We start from the raw sequence: 21,804 nt of genomic DNA on the forward strand, positions 1-21,804 counted from the left end.
GAACGTTCATATAGGAATATACTTGTGTTTTAGAACTCAAGAATCATGCTCTGGCGAGGACGGAGCTTCACGTTCTTGTTGATAAGAACGGTGCGACCGTTTGTAATATCCGTAGCCTTGTCATGAGAACCGATAATCTCTGCATAACGGGAAACATTCAGTTCGTTTGCCTCGTTCTTGCCGTTGATCACCGTCATCACATTCTTACCCTTATACTGGCGGGCAATTACGTAAACACCCTTCTGAGGACAGAACTGGGTCTGCTTGCCCTTGGTAATCACTTCATTGCCCTGACGCCAGTGCAACAGGTTGCTGAGCCAGTTGAACATCTGGTTTTCTGCCTGAGTTCTTCCTTCGGCAGTAAATGCATTGTGCTTGTCACCAGCCCAACCGCCAGGGAAGTCCTTGCGTACATTGCCATCGGTCACGCTCTTGGTACCATTCATCAGCACCTCTGTACCATAATAGAGCTGAGGAGTGCGATTAATGGTCAGAAGCAATGACAGTGCCTGCTTCAGAGCCAGGGTATCCTTGCCGTCTCCCAGAAAGCGGTCGGTATCATGATTCTCGATGAATGCCATTACACTCTTTGGATTAGGATAGAGATAGTCGTAGCAGAACACGTTGTAGAGACGGTTCATGCCGTTCCACCAGTCATCAGTCTCCTCTTTCTTTGCACTGTTGATGCGGTCGAAGAAAGCGAAATCCATAACGGTTGGCAGATAGCTGTTCTTCTCTGAAAGTTTGCTGTCCTTCTGCCAGGCTGCAGTATAGGCAGGCTCGGTTACCCAAGTCTCGCCTACGGTATTGAAGTGAGGATACTCCTCGCCCAGCACCTTCATCCAGTGTGCCATCGCATCGCGGTCGGCATAAGGATAGGTATCCATACGGATGCCATCGATACCAGCGCTCTCTATCCACCACTCGCTGTTCTGAATCAGATACTTGATAACATGTGGGTTACGCTGGTTGAGGTCAGGCATGGTTGGAACAAACCAGCCGTCTACGGTTTCTGTGAGATCAACCTTGCTGGCATATGGGTCAAGTACCGGAGTCAGCTTATAACTGGTCTGCAGATACTTATCGTTCACCTTGGCAGCACCATCCACCATACCGATGTTCTTCTGATGCTCGGCAGTCTGATTTTCAGGAGCCAGCCATTCTGGGGTATTGAACCAGTCCTTTGAAGGCATATCGGCCACCCAAGGATGTTCGAAACCGCAATGGTTGAAAATCATATCCATCACTATCTTCAAACCTTTCTTGTGAGCCTCATCTATCAGCTGCTTATAATCGGCATTGGTTCCGAAACGTGGGTCTACACGATAATAATTGGTGGTAGCATAACCATGATAACTGCTGTTCTTGCCGTTACTTGGACTGTCGTTCTCCAAAACCGGGGTAAACCACAGAGCGGTTACACCCAACTGGTTAAAATAATCCAAGTGCTGGCGGATTCCCTCCAGGTCGCCACCATGTCGCAGACTAGGCTCTGCACGGTTGCAGGTCTTATCACGCATCGTCTTAAAGGCATCATTCTTCAGATTGCCATTGGCGAAACGGTCTGGCATCAGCATATAGAGCACATCTTCATTAGAGAAACCGATGCGCTTGTCGCCCGCCATCTCACGGTTCTTCAACACATACTTCACCTTCTTCGACTGTTTGCCCTGCTTGAAGTTGAGGGTCATCTCACCAGCCTTTGCCCCATCGAGGTTAAGATAAACCAGGAGATAATTAGGAGAATCAAGGCGGGCGATGCTGTCTACCTTCACACCCGGATAGTCTACCGTTACATCGGCATTCTTGATATCTTTGCCATACACCATCAGCTGGAGTGAAGCATCTTTCATGCCCACATACCAGTCAGTAGGTTCAATGCGGTTCACGTTAACCGCCGCATTCATACTTATTGCACTACTCATAAGCAATAATGAAGCTATTATTTTTTTCATATTACACCTTATTATATATATAAACTATTTCTGATAAAGTATCAGGGCTGACTGAAGGGCTACCTCAACATCCTTTCCCGAAACAAAACCTAAGCCTTCCTCGTTAATCACACCATTGCAGCAAGCCACGGTATAATTACCCTCAGGAATCTGCATCTTCTTTGCCTCCTTATTGAAGTTATAGATCACGATGATGTTCTTCCAGGCATCAATGCCCTCCAGATTCTTGAGCTGGAAACCTACGAGACAAGTCTGCTGACAAGGCAGGAACTCCAGATGCTGACGTACCTTATCGCCTGTTGAAAGACGGAATGCCGGATGATTCTTGCGGAGCTGGATCAGACTCTTGTAATAAGCAAACGCCTGCGGATACTTCTGCAGATTGGTCCAGGTAAACTGGTTGATGCTGTCAGGAGAGTTATAGCTATTGTGTACTCCCTTCTTGTCGCGGAGCATCTCTTCGCCGGCAAGGATGAAAGGAACACCCTGTGAAGTGAAGACGCAGGTCTGCGCCAGCTTATCGATGCGGAGCAACTCGGCAGTACGTATTGCTTCAGGGATATTCTTGTCGGTAAGAGATGCGATGCTTGCCTTCAGACGGTCTACCAGACACATATCGTCGTGGCAGCTTACATAACTGATCTGCTCGGTAGGATTGTTGGTCCAAGGCTTCTTGTCATAGTTCACCTTTGTCATATCCACCTGCGGATGAGCAATGCCACCCACAATACCGAACTTCAGACTCTCCTCCTGACCTGTAAGACCAGCCAGGAGCGCACCCTGATGGTCATTAGAGAAAGGACCACGGAGCGCATCGCGCATATCATCGCTGAAAGCACCGATGCCCTTGAGCTGCTGGGTATTCGCCTTCACCGCCAGTTTCTCGGTAGGATAAGCACAACTGCCTGCACTCCATCCCTCACCATAAATATAGATGCTAGGATCGATGCGGTTTACCATCTCACGGATAGCCTGCATGGTTTCGATGTCATGAACGCCCATCAGGTCGAAACGGAAACCATCGATATGATATTCGTCTATCCAATATTTCACGCTCTCCAGCATAAACTGACGCATGAGAGGCTTCTCTGAAGCAGTCTCGTTGCCACAACCTGAACCGTCAGAATACTTACCATCCTTGGTCTTGCGATAATAATAATCAGGATAGGTACGCTGGAAATTGCTGCCGTTGATATCAAAAGTATGGTTATATACGGCATCGAAAATCACTCGGATGCCTGCCTTATGCAGCGCCATCACCATCTCCTTGAACTCCTTGATGCGGGTTGCTGGAGAATAAGGGTCGGTAGCGTAACTGCCTTCCGGCACATTATAGTTCTTCGGATCGTAACCCCAGTTGAACTGTGGTTTGTCGAGTCGGGTCTCATCTATAGAAGCGAAATCGAATACAGGCTGGAAGTGGATGGCGTTGATGCCCAGATTCTTGAGGTATTCGATGGCCTTAGGCTCGGTGAGGGCGAGATACTTGCCCTTATATTTCAAGCCGGATGTAGGAGAAATGGAGAAATCACGCACATGAAGCTCGTAGACAACGAGATCGGCTGGCGATTTCAGGGCAGGACGCACGTCCTGATCCCATCCAGATGGATCGGTATCATACAAATCTACGATGGCGCCACGGTTTCCGTTCACACCTACTGCTTTGGCAAATGTACCTGGTGTTTCACCCTTGCCAATATCAAAGGTATAGAACTTTCCCTTGAGGTCGCCCTTTACGGTAGCCTCCCAGCGTTCATCACACAACTTCTTCATTTTCAGCGTTTTATAAGCCTTTCCTCCCTGACCTTGCTTATAAAGACGGAGGGTTACAGAAGACTTTTGGGCTGTTGGAGCATTCAGGATAAACATGGTTTTCTCCTTGGAATACATCATCTCATTGAATGTCTGCTGGGCGTTCAATGAAGTTGGTAAAACGGTTGCTGTCAATGCTGCAATTATTAGTTTTTGGATATTCATATTGTTAAGTTGTTGTTATACAGGACATTAAAGCGAACTGAGCGAAGAAAACTGTGACAGATTATCTACGCTCATTTTTAGCGTATTTCCGACCAACCGGACAGTTGGACGGAAATACGGAAATTATAGGCTTATTTAGCGAGCAATGAGATGGCAAAACCACCACCACGTGCTTCGTCAATCTTCAAAACATCACCCTTCTTCACAGTCTTGTGAACAATCTTGTAAGATTTAGGGTTCTTCTCGTAGTCAGCAGTCTTGCCGTCCTGATAGATAGCGCAAACATACTTCTTGCCCTTATCCAGGAAGTCGAGCTTTACTACGGCTGTGCGGGCTGCATCAGTCTTACCGCCTACAAACCAGTTGTCAGTTCCCTTTGCCTTGCGGGCTACGGTGATATACTTGGCTGGCTCTGCCTCCAGATACTTGGAGTCATCCCAGTCGCAAGCTACGTCGCGGATGAACTGGAAGGCATCATCGTTCTTCTCATAATGCTCTGGAAGATCGGCAGCCATCTGCAAAGGACTGTACATTACGAGATAGAGAGAAAGCTGACCACAGAGAGTGGTATGAACATAACTCTTATTGTTGCTCCACTCTGAAAGTTTGGTCTCAAAGATACCAGGAGTATAATCCATCGGACCACCCTGCAGACGGGTGAATGGCAACATGACGGTATGATAAGACTTGCTACCGCCAAATGCCTCATACTCTGTACCACGTGCACTCTCGTTACCCACCAGGTTAGGCCAGGTGCGACAGATACCTGTAGGACGGGTTGCCTCGTGGGCATTTACCATGATATGATGCTTGGCAGCGGTCTCGATGACACGCTGGTAGTGATTGTTCATCAACTGGCTGTAGTGATACTCACCTCTTGGGATGATATCACCTACATAACCGGTCTTCACTGCATCATAACCATATTTGTTCATCAGGTTGAAGGCATCTTCCAGGTGGCGCTCGTAGTTGAGAGCTGCAGAAGATGTCTCGTGGTGCATCATCAGCTTCACGCCCTTAGAATGAGCATAGTCGTTGAGCATCTTGATATCGAAGTCAGGATATGGAGTCACGAAGTCGAAAACATCGAGTTTCTGATGACCGAACCAGTCTTCCCAACCTTCGTTCCAGCCTTCTACCAATACTTCCTGCAAACCGTTCTTGGCTGCAAAGTCGATGTAGCGCTTCACTTCCTCGTTGGTTGCACCATGAGTACCGTTAGGCTTGCACTTGCTGTAATCAGTAACGCCGAGACGCACAGATGGCAGATCGTTGGTATAGCTCCAGGTCTTGGTACCCACAATCATGTTCCACCATACACCGCAGTACTTGGTAGGATGAATCCAAGATGTATCCTTAATCTTGCAAGGCTCGTTAAGGTTCAATGTCAACTTGCATGAAAGCATATCACGGGCATCATCACTTACCATCACGGTACGCCAAGGGGTATTGAATGGAGTCTGGATGAATCCCTTTCTGCCCACGGCATCAGGAGTAAGCCAAGACTCGAAGGTCAATGTTTTCTCGTCCAGATTGAGGTGCATGGTAGGATAATCCAGGCAGGCAGCCTCATGGATGTTGATGTAGAGTCCGTCCTTGGTCTTCATCTGGAGAGAGGTCTGAACACCGGTATCAGAGAAGACGGTGGTAGACGAATTGCTCTTGTAAGCTTCACGGTTTTTCGCAATAATTGGGCGAATGCCTGTCAATGGAGTAATGTTGTAATCATACTCCTGTGTATCATAATCACCAGGAATCCAGTAAGCGGTATGATCGCCTGCCATGGCAAACTGGGTATGTTCCTCCTGGATGACAAAATAATTCAGACTTTCCTGCTGTGGAAACTCATAGCGCAAGCCCATACCATAATCATATACACGGAAACGGATGGTGATGTTACGCTTAGAAGCAGCCTGGTTCAGGTTTACCTCCATCTCGTTGTAATGGTTGCGGATGGTAGCAGTCTCGCCCCATACCGGCTTCCAGGTTTCATCGAAGGTCGATGTCTTGCTGCCGGTTTCAGTAAAACCATCCATCAGGCTGGTTTCCTCCATGCCCTTAGAGGCATGTTTATCCTTAGCCAGTTCCAATCCTAAGTGGGATGGCTTGCATACAGTCTTTCCCTTATAGCTCATCTCATAGGTAGGCTGTCCCTTTTCGGTCAAAGAGAATGTTACCGAGACGTTGCCGTTAGGCGACTTTACGGTCTGGGCCGCTGCCAACATAGGAAGCAAGAGACCCATCACTAATACATTCAGTTTTTTCATACTGTTCAGTTGTTGTTTATTCTTGTTTTTGAATCTTCGTTAGTTTATCTCAATCATTATCTGTTTATTCTTAAGATAGTGCAAAGATACAAAAAACAAAAATACCCTCCACGTTTTGGGAGGGTATTTTTCTGCAAATGAGTGTGCAAACGTTTGCACTATATATAATTATGTTAGTTAGCATCTTCCAGACTGCGAAATCATCTCTGTGATATTCTGCACGAAACGCTTGTCTGCAGCCAGATCCTCTATGTTGAGATGCATGCGATAACGCCAGTAATGCTTAGGGTTAGCCGGGATATTGATACGCTCAGCATCAGCATCAGGCAGACGGAGAGCCTCATCGGTAGCCAACCAGTCCTGGATGCTCAATATGCAGAGCATGGATGGAGAGGTGAGATGGCGGCTGATGATGTCACTAGCCAACCAGCCTGGGAGTGGATGAGGTGCTGGTCCCTGACGGTAGAGCATCGTATTGTAATACTCCTGGGTACGCTGGATATTCTCATCCCACCACATGCGCAGAGTAGGCATATCATGGCTCGAAATGGTACATACCGAGCGGTATGGGTTACGGCTCAGATGTCCGAACTTAACCGATGGATCCTTTGGCATGCTCTGGAGTTCCAGACTCAATATCTTCAACTCGTCCATTACCCAAGGCACACAGTCTGGCACCATACCGAGGTCTTCAGCACAAACCAGCATGCGGGTAGCCTGAACCAGTTTAGGCAACTTTTTCATCGCCTCCTGATACCAGAACTGGTTGTTGCGGCGATAGAAATAGTCGTCGTAAAGGCGGTTGAACGCTGCCTTGTCATTATCATAGAGCGACTCGTAGATAAAGTCAAGCTGGGCTGAGATACGTGGATGGAAGACGCTAGGGTTGGTATGATCACGTACAAAGAGTACATCGCTGATCAGGGCATACAAGCCATCACGCAGCCAGAGTTCCTTCTCATCTGTTACGTCAGCAAAGAGTGCCTCTACCTTGCGCTGGGTATCTACCTCGGGTTTCATCTGATAACGCTCGTCATCCAGACGGTCGAGATACTTCTCCTTTACCTCGCCGGCACGCTCATGGAACACACGGTCCAATACCCAATCGGTAATGAACGGACGGGTAAAACGGTCTTCCTGGAAGTGCAAACCATAGCTTTCTATCTCTTCACGGCTCATGGCAAGCGCCGGTGCAAACTGTCCGAGCAATCCATGTACACTATGTACCGGAATCTCCCAGATACGGAAGAAGCCCAATACGTGGTCGATGCGGTAAGCATCAAAGTATCTTGCCATGTTCTTGAAACGGCGGTTCCACCACTGGCAGCCATCCTTCAGCATCTCAAACCAGTTATAGGTAGGGAATCCCCAGTTCTGACCATTGGCAGAGAAGTCATCAGGTGGAGCACCCGCCTGACCATTGAGGTTGAAGTATTTTGGTTCCGTCCATACATCGCAACCATTGCGGTTTACGCCGATTGGAATATCACCCTTCAAAATAACGCCCTTAGCCTTGGCATGCTCGTGAGCCTCCTGCATCTGTCGGTCCAGTACGAACTGTACGAAATAGAAGAACGCCACGTTCTTGTAAGCAGCAGTCTTAGGGTCGGCAAGCGCCTTGCGCTCAGCCTCATCCCATACCTGATGATCTGGCCACTGGTTGAAATCAGCCGTACCATTCTTATCACGCAGGTATGAATATTGTGCGTAAGGAACCAGCCACAGTTCAGTATCCTGGAAGAAAGCCTTGTATTCGGCTGTCTTCATCATCTTTTCACCTTCCTGATTGAAGATTTGGCGCAAGTAATTTATCTTGAAATCATTTACTTTCTCGTAATCTATCTTATCCAGTGCGTTCAACTCAGCACGTGTCTTCTCAGCCTCAGCACGAGCCTTGGCATCCTTCAGCTCTGGGAGAGCATGGAGGTCGGCATACTGCGGATGAATAGCGAAGACGCTGATGCAGCTGTATGGATAACTGTCGGTCCATGTATGAGTGATGGTGGTATCATTGATAGGAAGGAGCTGGAGCACCTTCTGACCGGTAGAAGCCACAAAATCAATCATGGTCTTCAGGTCACCGAAATCACCGATACCGGCACTCTTACGGGTACGCAATGAGAATACTGGCACCTGCGTTCCGGCAAGTTTGCGGTTATACAGGGCGAAGAAAGCCTGGTCGAGTTCATAAGATACCAACTCACCTGCCTTCATCTCCGGCAAATCCACGGTTCTGTTCATGCTGGTTTCCCAGAGAAGCTCGTTCTTCGCATTACGGAAAGCCACGAACTTAAACTCCAGATGTCTGCCCTCAAGATGAGTCGCATCAATATCAGCCACCCATTCATTATAGGTATGCTGAGTCATCGGAAGAATCTTCTGCACATCCCAGACACCCAAAGCTTTATCTGCACCCAATACACCCAGACGCTCACCATCACGAAGCTGAGGAGCACGGACTATCAGACGCACAATCTTGCTGCCCGTTTCCGGCTTCATCTCCTGTGGAGCCTGATGATTGATGCAATCGGTAAAGGCACTGCTGTAGAGGTAAGCATCCTCCGGCATAACCTTCCAATGATCGTAAAGGGTATAAGCCGCAGCCTTCTTGGCATTTACATCGAGCTGATGCTTGATTATAAGCCATTCGGTCTTGACTGCTCTTCCTTCACGTTCTACACTATAATAATAGGTATACGATTTTTCAGGTGATTCAACACACCAGTCGCATGCCCATCTTTGACCATCTGTTGTCTCGAGAGGAAGTTTCAGTTCACCTTCCTCCGTCTGAATGTTTACGACGATCTGTTCGCCGAACATTGCTTTATATTCAATATTAAACTGTACTGTCATAAGACTCTTAAAGGCTCTTAAAAATGTTATAAGTTATATTTGATGCTACAAAGGTAAGAAAAACGAGCGAAAAACGTATCTGAAATTTGCATATTTTTTCTCACAAATCGTGCAAACGATTGCACAACCCTCACTCCGTAGAAACAATCAATTAATCGTTCATCTTATTTTATTCTGATTTCTTATCCTTGATGATACTCACAGACAGCGCACCCGCAATCAGCAGGATACCTGCCACAATCATCATATCGCTCTGATGAGAACCCACCAGACTCAGGACAGTTCCACCGCAGATGGCAGCCACAATCTGAGGGATACAGATAGTTCCGTTAAACAGACCGAGATAAGCACCCATGTGACCATATCCCTGCAAAGCATTGGTAACAAAGGTGAAAGGCATCGCCAGCATGGCTGCCCAACCGGCACCAATCATCAGGAACGGAATAAACTGCAGATACTGGTCATGCAGGAAAGGTATCAGGGCAAAACCCACACCACCGATAACCAGACTGACAGCGTATGCCACCTTCGTATTCTTAAACTGAGGGAGAATCACAGCCCAGATAACACTACCTACAGCCTGAACTGCAAAGAGAATGCCCACCCAGTTGCCTGCCTCCTGAAATGCTTCAGAAGCAGGGTCGGTCGTATTCCATACGGTTTCAGCGATGGCTCCCGTAGAATAATTCCAGAGATAAAGGAAACCAGCCCAGCAGAAGAACTGAACCAGTCCCACCTTCCAGAAGGTAGATGGCGCCTTGCGGAGCAAAGTAATCCAACCGGCCTTGTCTTCAGAAGCCTCAGCATTAGAATTCTTCACTCTTCCCTCTTCACTCTTCGCTTCATTATAGTCCGCATACTGCTGTGGATTCCACTCCTTCACCTTCATCGAGGTGTAGATAACACAGAGAATCAGGATAGCCGCACCGATATAGAACGACCAGATGACAGAATCAGGAACCACACCCTTCTCAGCATAATTCTTGATACCGAGGAAGGTAAAGAGGAACGGGAAGATATATCCGGCTACAGAACCGGCATTGCAGAGGAAACTCTGGATAGAGTAAGCCTTTGCCTTCTGTTTTTCATTTACCATATCGCCTACAAGCATCTTGAACGGCTGCATTGCCATATTGATGCTTGTATCGAGGAACATCAGCGCTATCAGTCCGAAGAGCATCGCACCGCTCACGGTCAGTCCGAGCGAACCGGCGTTCGGCAGCAGGCACATCACCAGGACGGCAATCGTAGCACCCACAAAGAGATAAGGGATGCGGCGACCGAAGCGGCACCACGTCTTATCACTCAACGTGCCCACGATAGGCTGAACCAGGATTCCCATCAGAGGAGGGAGAATCCAGAAATAACTCAAGTTGTGTGGGTCAGCACCCAACGTTGCAAAGATTCGGGAGATGTTGGCGCTCTGTAGGGCGTAGGCAATCTGTACTCCGAAAAATCCGAAGCTCAAGTTCCAGAGCTTCCAGAAACTTAAATCAGGTTTTTGTTTCATATTGTTATGCTTTTATTTATATTCATTCAGAAAAGAATGTCAATTCAACATTTAACATTCAACATTTAACATTATCTAGTAGTTCCTCTCACCACGAGTCGTGTTCTCACCACTCTCTTCTCCACCTCATCTCTAGGGATGGAGCCTTCCACCAGACCAATCAGGATATTGGCAGCTTCCTCGCCTACGGCTACACCTCGCTGCTCAACCGTAGTAAGCATCGGGTCGCACGCCTTGGCACGGTCACCATTGGTGAATCCGCAGATGCTGATTTCTTCAGGCACCTTGAACCCCATGCGCTTGGCGGTATAGAGGATGCCGATTGCCGTATCATCATTGATGGCGAAGAAAGCATCCGGACGATCTTCCTCTATCAGAATATCCGGCGTTATTGCTTCGGCACTGGCACGGTCATCGCAGATCTTCACCCAGTCAGGGTTCTCCGTCAAACCATGCTTTACCAGCGCATCATGATAACCGTTATATCGGTTCTTGGAGATTTCCAGATTCATCGGCGAGCCGTAGAAAGCAATCTTCTTGCAGCCCGTATCAATCATGTGGGTAACGGCAGTAAAGGCACCCATATAGTCATCTACCACCACTCGCGAGCAGTTCACGCCCGTACATATTCTATCATAGAAGATAAGCGGCACCCCATTCTGCAGCAGTTTTTCGAAATGGTCATACTGCTTGGTATCCTTCGCCTGTGAAACGATGATGCCACAAACCTTGTTCTGATAGAAGTCTTCACAGATGGCCACCTCCTTATCGTAACGCTCGTTACTCTGCGCCACCATCACACGGTAACCTCTGGCTCTAGCCTCTTCCTCTATACCCGAAAGCACCGACATGAAGTAATAGTGTACCACCTGAGGCACAATAACTCCAATCACCTTCATCGGCTTCACCTTATTATGTCTTAAAGCTTCACCCAGGAAATTAGGAAAGAAGTTATGTTCACGCGCGTATTTCTGAATACGTTCCTTTTGGGCAGTACTGATACGAGAACTGTCCTTCAATGCCCGGCTCACTGTGGCAACACTTACGCCCAGATCGCGAGCAATATCTTTCATTGTTATTGTTTCTTTATCGCCCATTGCTATTAGTTGTGCTGCAAAATTACGAAATATCCTCAATATTGGTCAGAATTCATTGACATAAATCAAGTAAATTCTGTGCAAACGTTTGCACAAAATAAATAACGGAATTAACACAAAAATAGTACAACATAAGAGAAAAGAACTTAATTTTGCACACAGAAAACGACAAGTTTATGGGCAAGCGCCCCATTCCTACCTTATATAATATAAGTAAGATGCCAGAAAGACCCCGAAAAGAGCCAGAACGGCATTTTGAGTAGGAACGACAACAACTTAAGCCAAGAAGAAAAGAAGAAAAAGTAAATAATTTAATATAATACATTAACTTAAAAATCAAGCAAATGATGAAGCAGGTAAAAATTAAATTGCCTCTCAGAGCGTTGACCCTAGCAAGCGGTCTGCTTCTGACGGTGAGTTCCTTTGCGCAGAGTAATGCGATTAAGGGACAAGTGAAGGATGCTTCTGGTGAGCCTGTCATGGGTGCTACCATTACAGTTAACGGTAAGGCAGTGGGCATTACCGATATGGATGGTAACTTCTCAGTAGACGCAGCGCCAGGTACCAATCTTACTTTCACCTATCTTGGAATGACTCCGCAGACAGTGAAAGCAGCTAATAACATGAGCATTACCTTGGCAGATGACTCTAAGGCTTTGAACGAAGTCGTAGTCATCGGTTATGGTGTGGCTAAGAAGAACGACTTGACCGGTTCTGTTACAGCTATCAAGCCTGATGACATGAACCATGGTCTCCAGACTAATGCACAAGACATGATTTCCGGCAAAATTGCCGGTGTTAATGTCATCTCTAACGATGGTGCTCCAGGTTCAGGTGCACAGATTCGTATCCGTGGTGGTTCGTCATTGAACGCTTCCAATGACCCATTAATCGTTATTGATGGACTTGCTATGGACAATTATGGAGTTAAGGGTCTCTCTAACCCACTCTCTATGGTAAATCCTAACGATATCGAAAGTTTCACTGTATTGAAGGATGCTTCAGCAACAGCCATCTATGGTTCCCGAGCTTCTAATGGTGTCATCATCATTACTACAAAGAAAGGTCGTTCAGGCCAGGCTCCTAAGGTTAGCTATAGCGGAAACATGTCAATTTCTACCAAGAAAAAGACCTTCGACGTAATGAGCGGTCCAGAGTATAGAGAGTTTATCAAGAATCTTTATGGTGAAAAGAGTGCAGCTTATAAGGCACTCGGCTATTACACCTATGATAAAGAAACTATTTCACCTATCATTAAGGACGATAAGATTACTGGTTACAAGAGCGAATTCAACCAAGTAGGCGAACAGCAATTTGCTGATACCAACTGGCAGGACGAGATTTATCGTACAGCCATTTCTCACGACCACAACATTACTATCCAGGGTGGTTTAACCCACATTGCAGCAGTCTTTGATGAAAAACTTAAAGATTCCTAACGAAATCCTAGATTTTGGCAGTTTTCAGCCAATTACCTAGCTGATTTTGCATAAAGAATCCTAATTTGCGGCGAATGTTCGGGAAAATCCCCAAAATGCTACACCCGCCCGTTTTGCCAGTTAAAAAATTGTGTGTACCTTTGCCCCCGAAATGTATATATCCAAGGCAAAGAAATATCGCGATCAGGGAGATGGTACAGCAATCGCATATGATTACTATCGTCTCACGAAGTCTTACATCGACAAAGATGGCAAGACTAAGCATCGTAGTGTTCTTTGCCTTGGAGAACTTCCCGGCTTTGACAAGGATGAACGTAACCGACTGGCAGCCATGCTTACCACTATGATTGAGGATGGACAAAGCGTGATGTGTGATAACAAAAAGCTCTACGAGGAAGCCATGTCTCAATACGTGAAGTACCGCAGCAGCAAGTATGCCCAGGAAAACGATCCCCGTCTCATCGCCGAGCGCAAGGTTCGCGAAGAAGAGGAGCGCAAGAAAGCAGTTGCCGTTAAGCTTGAAACGCTCACCCAGCATGAAGCTCGCATCATCGGTTGCGAGAACCTCTGCAACTCTACCATGCGTATGCTTGATATTCGTAAATATCTGACCTCCAGGGGATGGAAGCGTGACCATATAAACTTTGCCCTCATGCAGATTATCGCACGTGCCATCTATCCATATTCAGAATTGAAGACCGTCCGCTATCTTCGTGAGAACACTGCACTTGCAGAGATGTTCGGCATTCCTAAGGAGAAAATAACCAAAGATGCCTTGTACGAAAGTGCCAAGCGTCTGTGGGACGAGCACCATGGTCTTGAGGACTGGCTCCATGACAGGGTATGCAGCATGTTCGGCATCGAGGAGAAAATCCTTCTGTTTGACATCACAAACTCCTACTTTGAGGGGAAAATGGAGAACAGTGAACTCTGTCAGTATGGTCGTTCCAAAGAGAAAAGGGACGACTGCAGGATTGTTGTCCTTGCTGCTGTAGTAAACACAGAGGGATTACTCGTCCGCACAATGATATACGAGGGAAACCGTCATGATTCTACTACCGTTGAGGAAGTCGTTGGCACTTTGGCCAAGACCACCACTCAGGAAGCCAAACGTGTCGTAGTGATGGATGCAGGCTTCTACTCCAAGCCGAATGTCAATTGGTTAAAAGCCAATGGATTCGACTACATTACCGTACTCCCTTCCGGCGATAGCAAGTTCGAGTCTACAAGTTCAGAAATCATCAATCATACCGACAAAAAGGGACAGCAGATACGCTTGCAGATGGGTAAGGTTGACATGGATGGAGAATCCGTCAAGGCTCTCATGGTGGATAGTGACGCAAAGGGGGCCAAGGAACGCTCCATGTATGAGCAGGCATGCAAACGCTATGAGGAGGGATTGGAAGCAATCAAAAAGGGTATTCTTACCAAGGGCGGAACCAAGAAACGTGACGCCGTGAACAAGCGATTGGGCAAATTGGACAAGCAATATGGAGCCATTCGCCTGTCATACAACGTTACCTTTACCTATGAGGGTACAGGAAAGAACGAGGTTGCTACTTCCATGACCTGGGAATGCAGAGAGGACAAGGCTGCTCAGAGAAGAAAGTTCCATGGAAAATATGTCTTGCTGACGAGCCTTGATGAAAGCCAGGAATTGAACATCTGGAAATTTTATAATGTAATCAGAACCGTAGAGGAGACTTTCCATGTGTTGAAGACAGACTTGGATATCCGTCCTGTCTATCATAAGAGCGACAATGGAATCAAGGCTCATCTCAACCTTGCCATACTGGCATATTGGGTGGTCAGCGTCACCAAGTATCGCCTGAAATTGAAGAAGCATGAGAATGTGAGATGGGATGAAATCATGCGCATTGCCAGCACACAGGTTGTGGTTACTGCAAAAGTTGAAACCGTAGATGGGCAGGTCATTAGTATAAGACAGAGCACAGAGGCAGAGAGTAAACTCTCCGCCATCTATGATTTGCTCTACATTAACCCCAAACCGCTCGGGAAAAGAAAATCCATGCTACACCCAAATCATACCTCAAAAAATCTGGATATTGGAAATCAGGGAGTTACATGACGGGTGACTGCAATGTGGGTTAAAGAATATGCCTTACCGCGCTTCGCTCGGCTATACAAACAATGAAGGTATCATTAAGACTTCAAAGTTTGAACGTTACACAGCCAGCATGAGTTTGAACCCTTCATTCTTGCAGGACCACTTGAAGTTCAACATTAATGGTAAGGGTATGATTGCCAAGAGCCGTTATGCAGATGGTGGTGCCATCGGTGCAGCCCGCTATATGGACCCTACCAAGCCAGTTAGTGTAAACAATGGTGTCTATGAGAAGTACTTCGGAGGTTATACACAGTGGTATTCCAGCAGTTCTACATACATGGATCGAAACTGGGGCATCTCTTACAACCGCAACGCTACACAAAACCCAGTGGCAATGCTCGAAATGAAGAACGATCGTGCAACATCAAAGACATTCGTTGGTAACATCGAGGCAGACTATAAGATTCATGGTTTCGAAGACTTGCACATTCACATGAATGCTGGTGCAGACTATTCTACTGGTAAGCAGAATACAGATATCAGTCCTTATTCATACTCAAACAGCTATTTCGGTTACAATGGCTGGAGCAAGATGGATACATACAACCTCTCATTCAATGCTTATGCACAGTACTTGAAGGACATCAACAAGGCAAACCACATTGATGTGATGGCAGGTTATGAATACCAGAAGTTCCACAAAAAGACCGATTGGGATGGCTATGGAATGTATCCTGCAACTTGCGGAATGACCCAAGACATTACCAACCCGGATAAGACAACAACAACCATTCCATTGGCGGGCACTAAGTATAATGCGCCAACATCAGGTACGCTCTATAAGACAGAGAACTATCTCGTATCATTCTTTGGTCGTTTAAACTACTCTCTCTTAGACCGTTACCTCTTCACATTCACGCTTCGTGATGATGGTTCTTCACGTTTTGCCAAGGGCAATCGTTGGGGTTTGTTCCCATCTGCTGCTTTGGCATGGAAGATGAAGGAAGAATCTTTCCTGAAAGATGTCAAGTGGGTTGAAGACGTGAAACTTCGTCTCGGCTGGGGTAAGACTGGTCAGCAGGAAGGTATCGGTGACTATACATACATGCCTACATTTACACCGAACCAAGACCACGCATACTATGGTGCTATCAAGGATGCTAATGGCAATGGTGTAACTTATCGTCCAGATGCATTCAATACCGACTTGACTTGGGAGAAGACCACTACTTGGAACGCAGGTCTTGATTTCTCATTCTTCCGTGACCGTTGGATTCTGAACTTGGACTGGTACTACCGCAAGACAACAGATTTGATTAACTCTGTATATGTATCAGCAGGTTCTAACTTCCGCAACAAAGTTACAAGCAACATCGGTTCTTTGCATAATACAGGTTTTGAGTTGGCGACAATCGTTCGTCCTATCCAGACAAAAGACTTGAGATGGGAAATCAACTACAACCTGACTTACAACAAGAACAAGATTGATGAGTTGGTAGGCGGTAATTCAGAAGGTTATCTGGTAGAAACAGGTGGTGTCTCAGCCGGTACTGGAAGTACTATCCAGGCACATGCCGTTGGTCACTCTGCAAGCGCATTCTATGTATATCAGCAGGCTTACGACAAGAACGGAAATCCTCTCCAGAATACATACGTAGACCGCAATGGTAATGGCTACATAGATAGTGGCGACCGCTACTTCTACTATAAACCTGCACCAGACGTAACAATGGGCTTCGGTTCAAAGTTGATGTACAAGAACTGGGACTTCAGTTTCTCTATGCGTGCAAGTCTTGGCAACTATGTATACAATGATAACTTCGCAGGTTCTTGCAACGTAGGCACAGGTTCTGTTTACGCATTGGGTTACTTAGGTAACCGTCCAAAAGATGCAGTAAAACTTGGATTCACCAACCCACTCACACAGCAGTTCTTCACGGACTACTTCGTAGAGAATGCTTCATTCCTGAAGATGGACAACATCACATTGGGTTACTCATTTGATGGTCTCTTCGGCGGAAGCAAATACAAGGGAATCAGTGGCCGTATCTATGCTACCGTTCAAAACGTATTCACTATTACAAACTATAGTGGCATCGATCCTGAGGTAGCAAGCGGTATCGACAACTCAATTTACCCACGTCCATTCACAACTGTTATTGGACTCAACTTGAACTTCTAATTACTTAAGTATTACAATTATGAGACTAATGAAAATTAAAAATATATTGCCTGTTGCAGCTATGGCTGTAGCATCATTAGGATTCTCGTCATGTGTAGGTGATTTGGATGCAGACAACATCAACCCACAGCAGGTTCCAACCGCCAACTATGACGCTCTCCTAAACAAGGTATATGCTAACATGGTACTGACAGGTCAGAAAGGACCTGATGGAAGTGGCGATATTGACGATATCGATGAAGGTACTTCTAGTTTGATTCGTCAGTTGTGGAATGCCAACGAACTTCCTACTGATGAAGCAGAGTGTATTTGGGGTGATGCAGGTATTCCTGAATTCAACCACGCTTCATGGGGTGATTCACACCCAATGATGAAGGCGCTTTACTATCGTCTTTACATGGGTATCACATATGCAAACAACTATTTGGAGTCAACAGCCAACTCTACAGATCCTGAAATCAGTACCAAGCGTGCAGAAGCCCGCTTCTTGAGAGCTCTTCACTACTCTTATCTGATGGATCTCTTTGGTAATGTTCCATTGGTACTTAACGTATCTAAAGAATCAGCGCCTCAGGTAAGCCGCAAATATCTCTTCGACTTTATAAATGGTGAACTTCGTGAAGTTTGTGGCGAAACAGCTGGTGCCCAAGAGGTTTTAAGCGATGCAAAGGTAGTAAATGGCAAACAAGATGGTTATGGCCGTGCGAACAAGGCAGCAGCATGGTTGCTCTTGGCCCGCGACTATATCAATGCTAAGGTATATTCTGGTACAGAACATAACGACTCTGCCAAGTATTTCGCACAGAAAGTTATTGACACTCCATATAACTTGTGCAAGACACCTACTGGCAGTTACTCAGGCTTCCAGAAACTCTTTATGGCAGATAATGATGTGAATGGTGCAGAAAACGAGATTATTCTTCCTGCAATCCACGATGGTTGGGATACTCAGACATGGGGTGGTTGCTTGTTCCTGATTGCTTCTACTACTGATGCCGACATCATAAAGAATTATCCTACGGGAACTTCAGAACAGTGGGGTGGTAATCACGCCCGCAAGCAGTTTGTACAGAAGTTCTTCCCTAGCAGTCAACCTATAGAAGGCACCCCTACTGAGGTTGCAGCTCAAGCTGGCGACAATCGTGCTTTGTTCTATACCAAGGGCTTCAAGATGAGTATTACAAAGGAAACAGACTTCAAGTCAGGTTATGCTTATGTCAAGTTCCTTAATACTTATGCAGGTTCTGGTTCTCCAAAGCATAATCAGTTTGTTGATACCGATTTCCCTATGATGCGTTATGCAGAGGCACTTTTGACTTATGCAGAAGCTGATGCCCGCATGAACAATGGTTCTTGCACAAACGATGGTCTTGCTAAAATCAAGGAGATTCGCGAAAGAGCAGGTATAGATGTTTCTAACTTGACCTCATTCACTCTTGATGACATCTGCGATGAGTGGTCTCGTGAGTTTGCTTATGAAGGACGCCGCCGTATGGACTTGATTCGTTTCGACAAGTTCGGTGGCCAGAGCAAATACAAGTGGGAATGGATGGGTGGAACTCAGGATGGAACTCCATTCGACAAGCACTTCAACATCTATGCAATTCCTATCAGTGATATCAATAGTAACACAACAGGTTTGAAACAGAACCCTGATTATTAATTATCAATCATTTAATAAGGTTACAATATGAAAAAGATTAATATAATGGCTGCAGCGTTGGTGGGTCTCTTGGCTTTCGCTTCTTGCGATGCCGATAGAGATGACAACCCAATCATGTCAGTTCCAGAGTCATTCAATCTCCTCAAGCCTGAGATGGGTGACAATATCATCGACCTGAAGAGCAGCGAATACGTTCAGTTCAAGGCAGAAAAGGCTGCTGACTACGGTTTCCCAACAGAAACTTCCTATTGGATACAGATTGCAGGAGAAGATAATGCTGACTTTAAAAACAAAAAGCGCATCTTCTCTACTTCAACCAAAGGAAACTCTATCACTTATAATGCACCAGCCAACGAGTTTGACCTCTGCGTTATGAAAGTGAAGGGATGGGAAGAAGAATCTCAAGTAGTAACAGACCAGCCTATCACTTTGAATGTACGTATGGTTAGTTGTCCAAAGAACTTGAACGACTCTGCAAACTACGTTTATACAAACGTACAGCAGGTAAAAATTTACCCATACTTCATCAAAGAGAGTTTGCCACAATTCTGGTATCTTACTGGTGGTATTATTGCCAATGCTAGTTGGAACAATGATCCTAGCAAGATAGGTATTGGCATGATGCCTATGTACGTGAAAGAAGGTGAATCTTACGACAAGTTTACCGGTGACGGTATTGTTCAGTATACAGGTTACCTCAAAGCCGGTGAATTCAAGATTATTGCCCCTAAGGGTTTGAGCAACTGGAACTACGGTATAGGTGGTGGAAACATCACAAAGGATGGTGGTGAAGACTTCAAATACCGTGATGGTGGCGATGACACAGGCAACTTGGTTGTAGCAGATCCAGGTTATTATGTACTCGAGGTAAATACTAAAGAGCATAAATTGAAGGTTTCACCTTACAACGCAGACTATAAGTATTACAAGGGAGAAGTTGTAGACTACACCACTATGAAGATTGGTGATACAGAGATGTCACCAATTACAACAATTGATGGTGTTCCAAATCATGACTGGTATGCAGAAATCACTTTGTCAGCTAAGACAGAGATGTCCTTCACTTCCGGTGAGGCAACATGGGGCAGTTCCATCTTCCCATGTGCTATTGGCAACAAGGATGATGGCGTATCAATTCCATGTGATAAGGGTACCTACAAGGTATACTTCAACGACATCTCAGGTGCATACTCTTTTGTTGAGCAAAAATAATTAATCAAACTCAGGGAGAGGAGTTTGTTCTCCTCTCCCCCTAAATAAAGAAACAATTATGAAAATCAAATCATATTTATTAGCAGGCTTAGCAACATTTGCCCTTGCTTCTTGTGATGACAGTTTCAACGATTGGTCAGAGCAGCCAGGAAACCCACAAGGCGAAGCTGTAGCTTTTGGCAATGGTAGCGTTGCAGCTGTAGATGTTATTGATTTCGCACAGATTACAGAAAGTACAGACTCTGTACAGATTTGTAACATCACAAAGGCACCTACATCTTCTAATACTGCCTATACGCCAAAATATACTTTGCGAATCAACTATAAGAAGAACAACGAGCAGAAAACGGAAGTACTTAAGATGGGGCCTACCGGTAAGGTCAAATACGCAGATTTCAAGAAATTCGTAGAGAACACTTATGGTAAGAAACCAGTTGTCAAAGACATCCAAGCAAAAGTTAGAGCCACTCTTTCCATGAATGGTAATACCAATGCAAGTTTCCTTGACTCAGAAAACTTTATCATAAAGGCAAAGCCAGATGCCCCAGAAATTGCGTCAACTTATTATGTAATTGGTGGAACATTAAACTGGGCTGAATCAGCAAGTACTAAGGAGCAGAAATTTATCCGCACCCACGCAGATGTTTACGATGACCCAGTTTTCACAGCAGTCATACCTGCCAATGCCGGTGGTGAGACATGGTTTGGAATTGGTAGTGGAGAAACATGTGACGAAATTGCCAATAAGAATGAATGGAAACATGTTTTAGGAACAACCAAGGGTAATGGCGAAAATGGTGTCGGCGTAGAAGAAAACCTTGACACTCGTGAACATCTCGGAAATGATGGTTCTTTTAAAGTTTCAACCGACAAGAAATATATCAAGATTGAAATCAATATGATGTACTCATCATACAAGATTACTCCTGTCGACTACCCTGACTATATTTCTGCAGTATCTGGTAATAGCGAACTGATGTTGAGAACATCTGATGGTAACAATTATTGCGGTGGTGCTTATATTAATGGAGCACTGAAGATCAACGGAGAAGAGATTGCCGTTTCTGAACCAGCCGGTTACTATTGGATAGATTACAATACAGAGAATAAGACTGCTAAACTGACAGCCATCACAACTATTGGTGTTATAGGTGATGCCACACCTGGAGGATGGGGCAATGATACTGACATGACATACAACGCAGATGAAGGCTGTTGGGAAATCAAAGATATCAAATTGAACGATGGAAATATCAAGTTCCGTGCAAACAATGGCTGGGATATCAATTGGGGTACCAATTCCGCCAAATCTCTCTTCTCGTTGGATATGAGTCCAAAGAGTGGTAACTTTAACGTTGAAGCAGGAACATACGACATAAAACTCTATGCTCTCTGTTCTGGTCAGGCATATGCAATAATGACTAAGAAGTAAACATTTGCTTCATCAAAAAAACTAAATATCAATAGGCGGCTCTCAATTCCGGGAGCCGCCTATTTTTTTCTTTCTCCATCCAATAACTTTTCCACCTAAACATTTGGAAGTTACAAGGAAAAGTTGTATCTTTGCCACCAACTAACAAA

The 21,804-nt window shown here is 45.6% G+C and carries 11 protein-coding genes and 1 pseudogene; 6 read left to right on the forward strand and 6 right to left on the reverse strand.

All coding sequences use genetic code 11. The annotated features are described in order from the left end of the window. Positions 1-29: 29 nt before the first annotated feature. From NQ544_RS10455 to NQ544_RS10480, 6 genes are all read right to left on the reverse strand, one after another. The gene (locus NQ544_RS10455; protein WP_006848539.1) at positions 30-1,955 is read right to left on the reverse strand and encodes a glycoside hydrolase family 13 protein; all 1,926 of its coding nucleotides are present in this window, start codon (positions 1,953-1,955) and stop codon (positions 30-32) included. A 24-nt stretch (positions 1,956-1,979) separates the two neighbouring features. Next, a complete protein-coding gene (pulA, locus tag NQ544_RS10460) occupies positions 1,980-3,932 on the reverse strand; it encodes a type I pullulanase (RefSeq protein ID WP_006848540.1) in 1,953 nt (650 codons plus the stop codon). A gap of 131 nt (positions 3,933-4,063) precedes the next feature. Next, on the reverse strand, positions 4,064-6,199 hold the full coding sequence (locus tag NQ544_RS10465) for a glycoside hydrolase family 97 protein (RefSeq protein ID WP_006848541.1): 2,136 nt from the start codon (positions 6,197-6,199) through the stop codon (positions 4,064-4,066). A gap of 177 nt (positions 6,200-6,376) precedes the next feature. Further along, positions 6,377-9,052, reverse strand: a complete 2,676-nt coding sequence (locus tag NQ544_RS10470; protein ID WP_006848542.1) for a 4-alpha-glucanotransferase — start codon at positions 9,050-9,052, stop codon at positions 6,377-6,379. Positions 9,053-9,221: 169 nt separating this feature from the next. Next, entirely contained in the window at positions 9,222-10,562 is a 1,341-nt protein-coding gene (locus NQ544_RS10475; RefSeq protein WP_006848543.1) for an MFS transporter, read from the reverse strand. Positions 10,563-10,633: 71 nt separating this feature from the next. Then, positions 10,634-11,659: a LacI family DNA-binding transcriptional regulator gene (locus tag NQ544_RS10480; protein WP_006848544.1), complete on the reverse strand. Its 1,026-nt coding sequence runs from the start codon at positions 11,657-11,659 to the stop codon at positions 10,634-10,636. 344 nt (positions 11,660-12,003) lie between these two features. On the opposite strand from NQ544_RS10480, the pseudogene NQ544_RS10485 reads away from it, so the two are divergent. The 6 genes and pseudogenes from NQ544_RS10485 to NQ544_RS10510 form a co-directional block, all read left to right on the forward strand. Beyond that, positions 12,004-12,861, forward strand: a pseudogene (locus tag NQ544_RS10485) (TonB-dependent receptor plug domain-containing protein); the annotation flags it as partial. 388 nt (positions 12,862-13,249) lie between these two features. After that, positions 13,250-15,187 (forward strand): IS1634 family transposase, encoded by a 1,938-nt coding sequence (locus tag NQ544_RS10490; protein ID WP_006848056.1) that lies wholly within the window; start codon positions 13,250-13,252, stop codon positions 15,185-15,187. Between the two features lie 28 nt (positions 15,188-15,215). After that, positions 15,216-17,348 (forward strand): SusC/RagA family TonB-linked outer membrane protein, encoded by a 2,133-nt coding sequence (locus NQ544_RS10495; RefSeq protein WP_006848546.1) that lies wholly within the window; start codon positions 15,216-15,218, stop codon positions 17,346-17,348. A 28-nt stretch (positions 17,349-17,376) separates the two neighbouring features. Beyond that, the gene (locus NQ544_RS10500) at positions 17,377-19,011 is read left to right on the forward strand and encodes a RagB/SusD family nutrient uptake outer membrane protein (RefSeq protein ID WP_040553469.1); all 1,635 of its coding nucleotides are present in this window, start codon (positions 17,377-17,379) and stop codon (positions 19,009-19,011) included. A gap of 27 nt (positions 19,012-19,038) precedes the next feature. After that, a complete protein-coding gene (locus NQ544_RS10505; RefSeq protein ID WP_006848548.1) occupies positions 19,039-20,223 on the forward strand; it encodes a SusE domain-containing protein in 1,185 nt (394 codons plus the stop codon). A gap of 58 nt (positions 20,224-20,281) precedes the next feature. Beyond that, a complete protein-coding gene (locus tag NQ544_RS10510) occupies positions 20,282-21,655 on the forward strand; it encodes an Outer membrane protein SusF domain-containing protein (RefSeq protein WP_006848549.1) in 1,374 nt (457 codons plus the stop codon). Positions 21,656-21,804 lie beyond the last annotated feature (149 nt).

It is taken from the genome of Segatella copri DSM 18205 (assembly GCF_025151535.1).
Classification (GTDB): domain Bacteria; phylum Bacteroidota; class Bacteroidia; order Bacteroidales; family Bacteroidaceae; genus Prevotella; species Prevotella copri.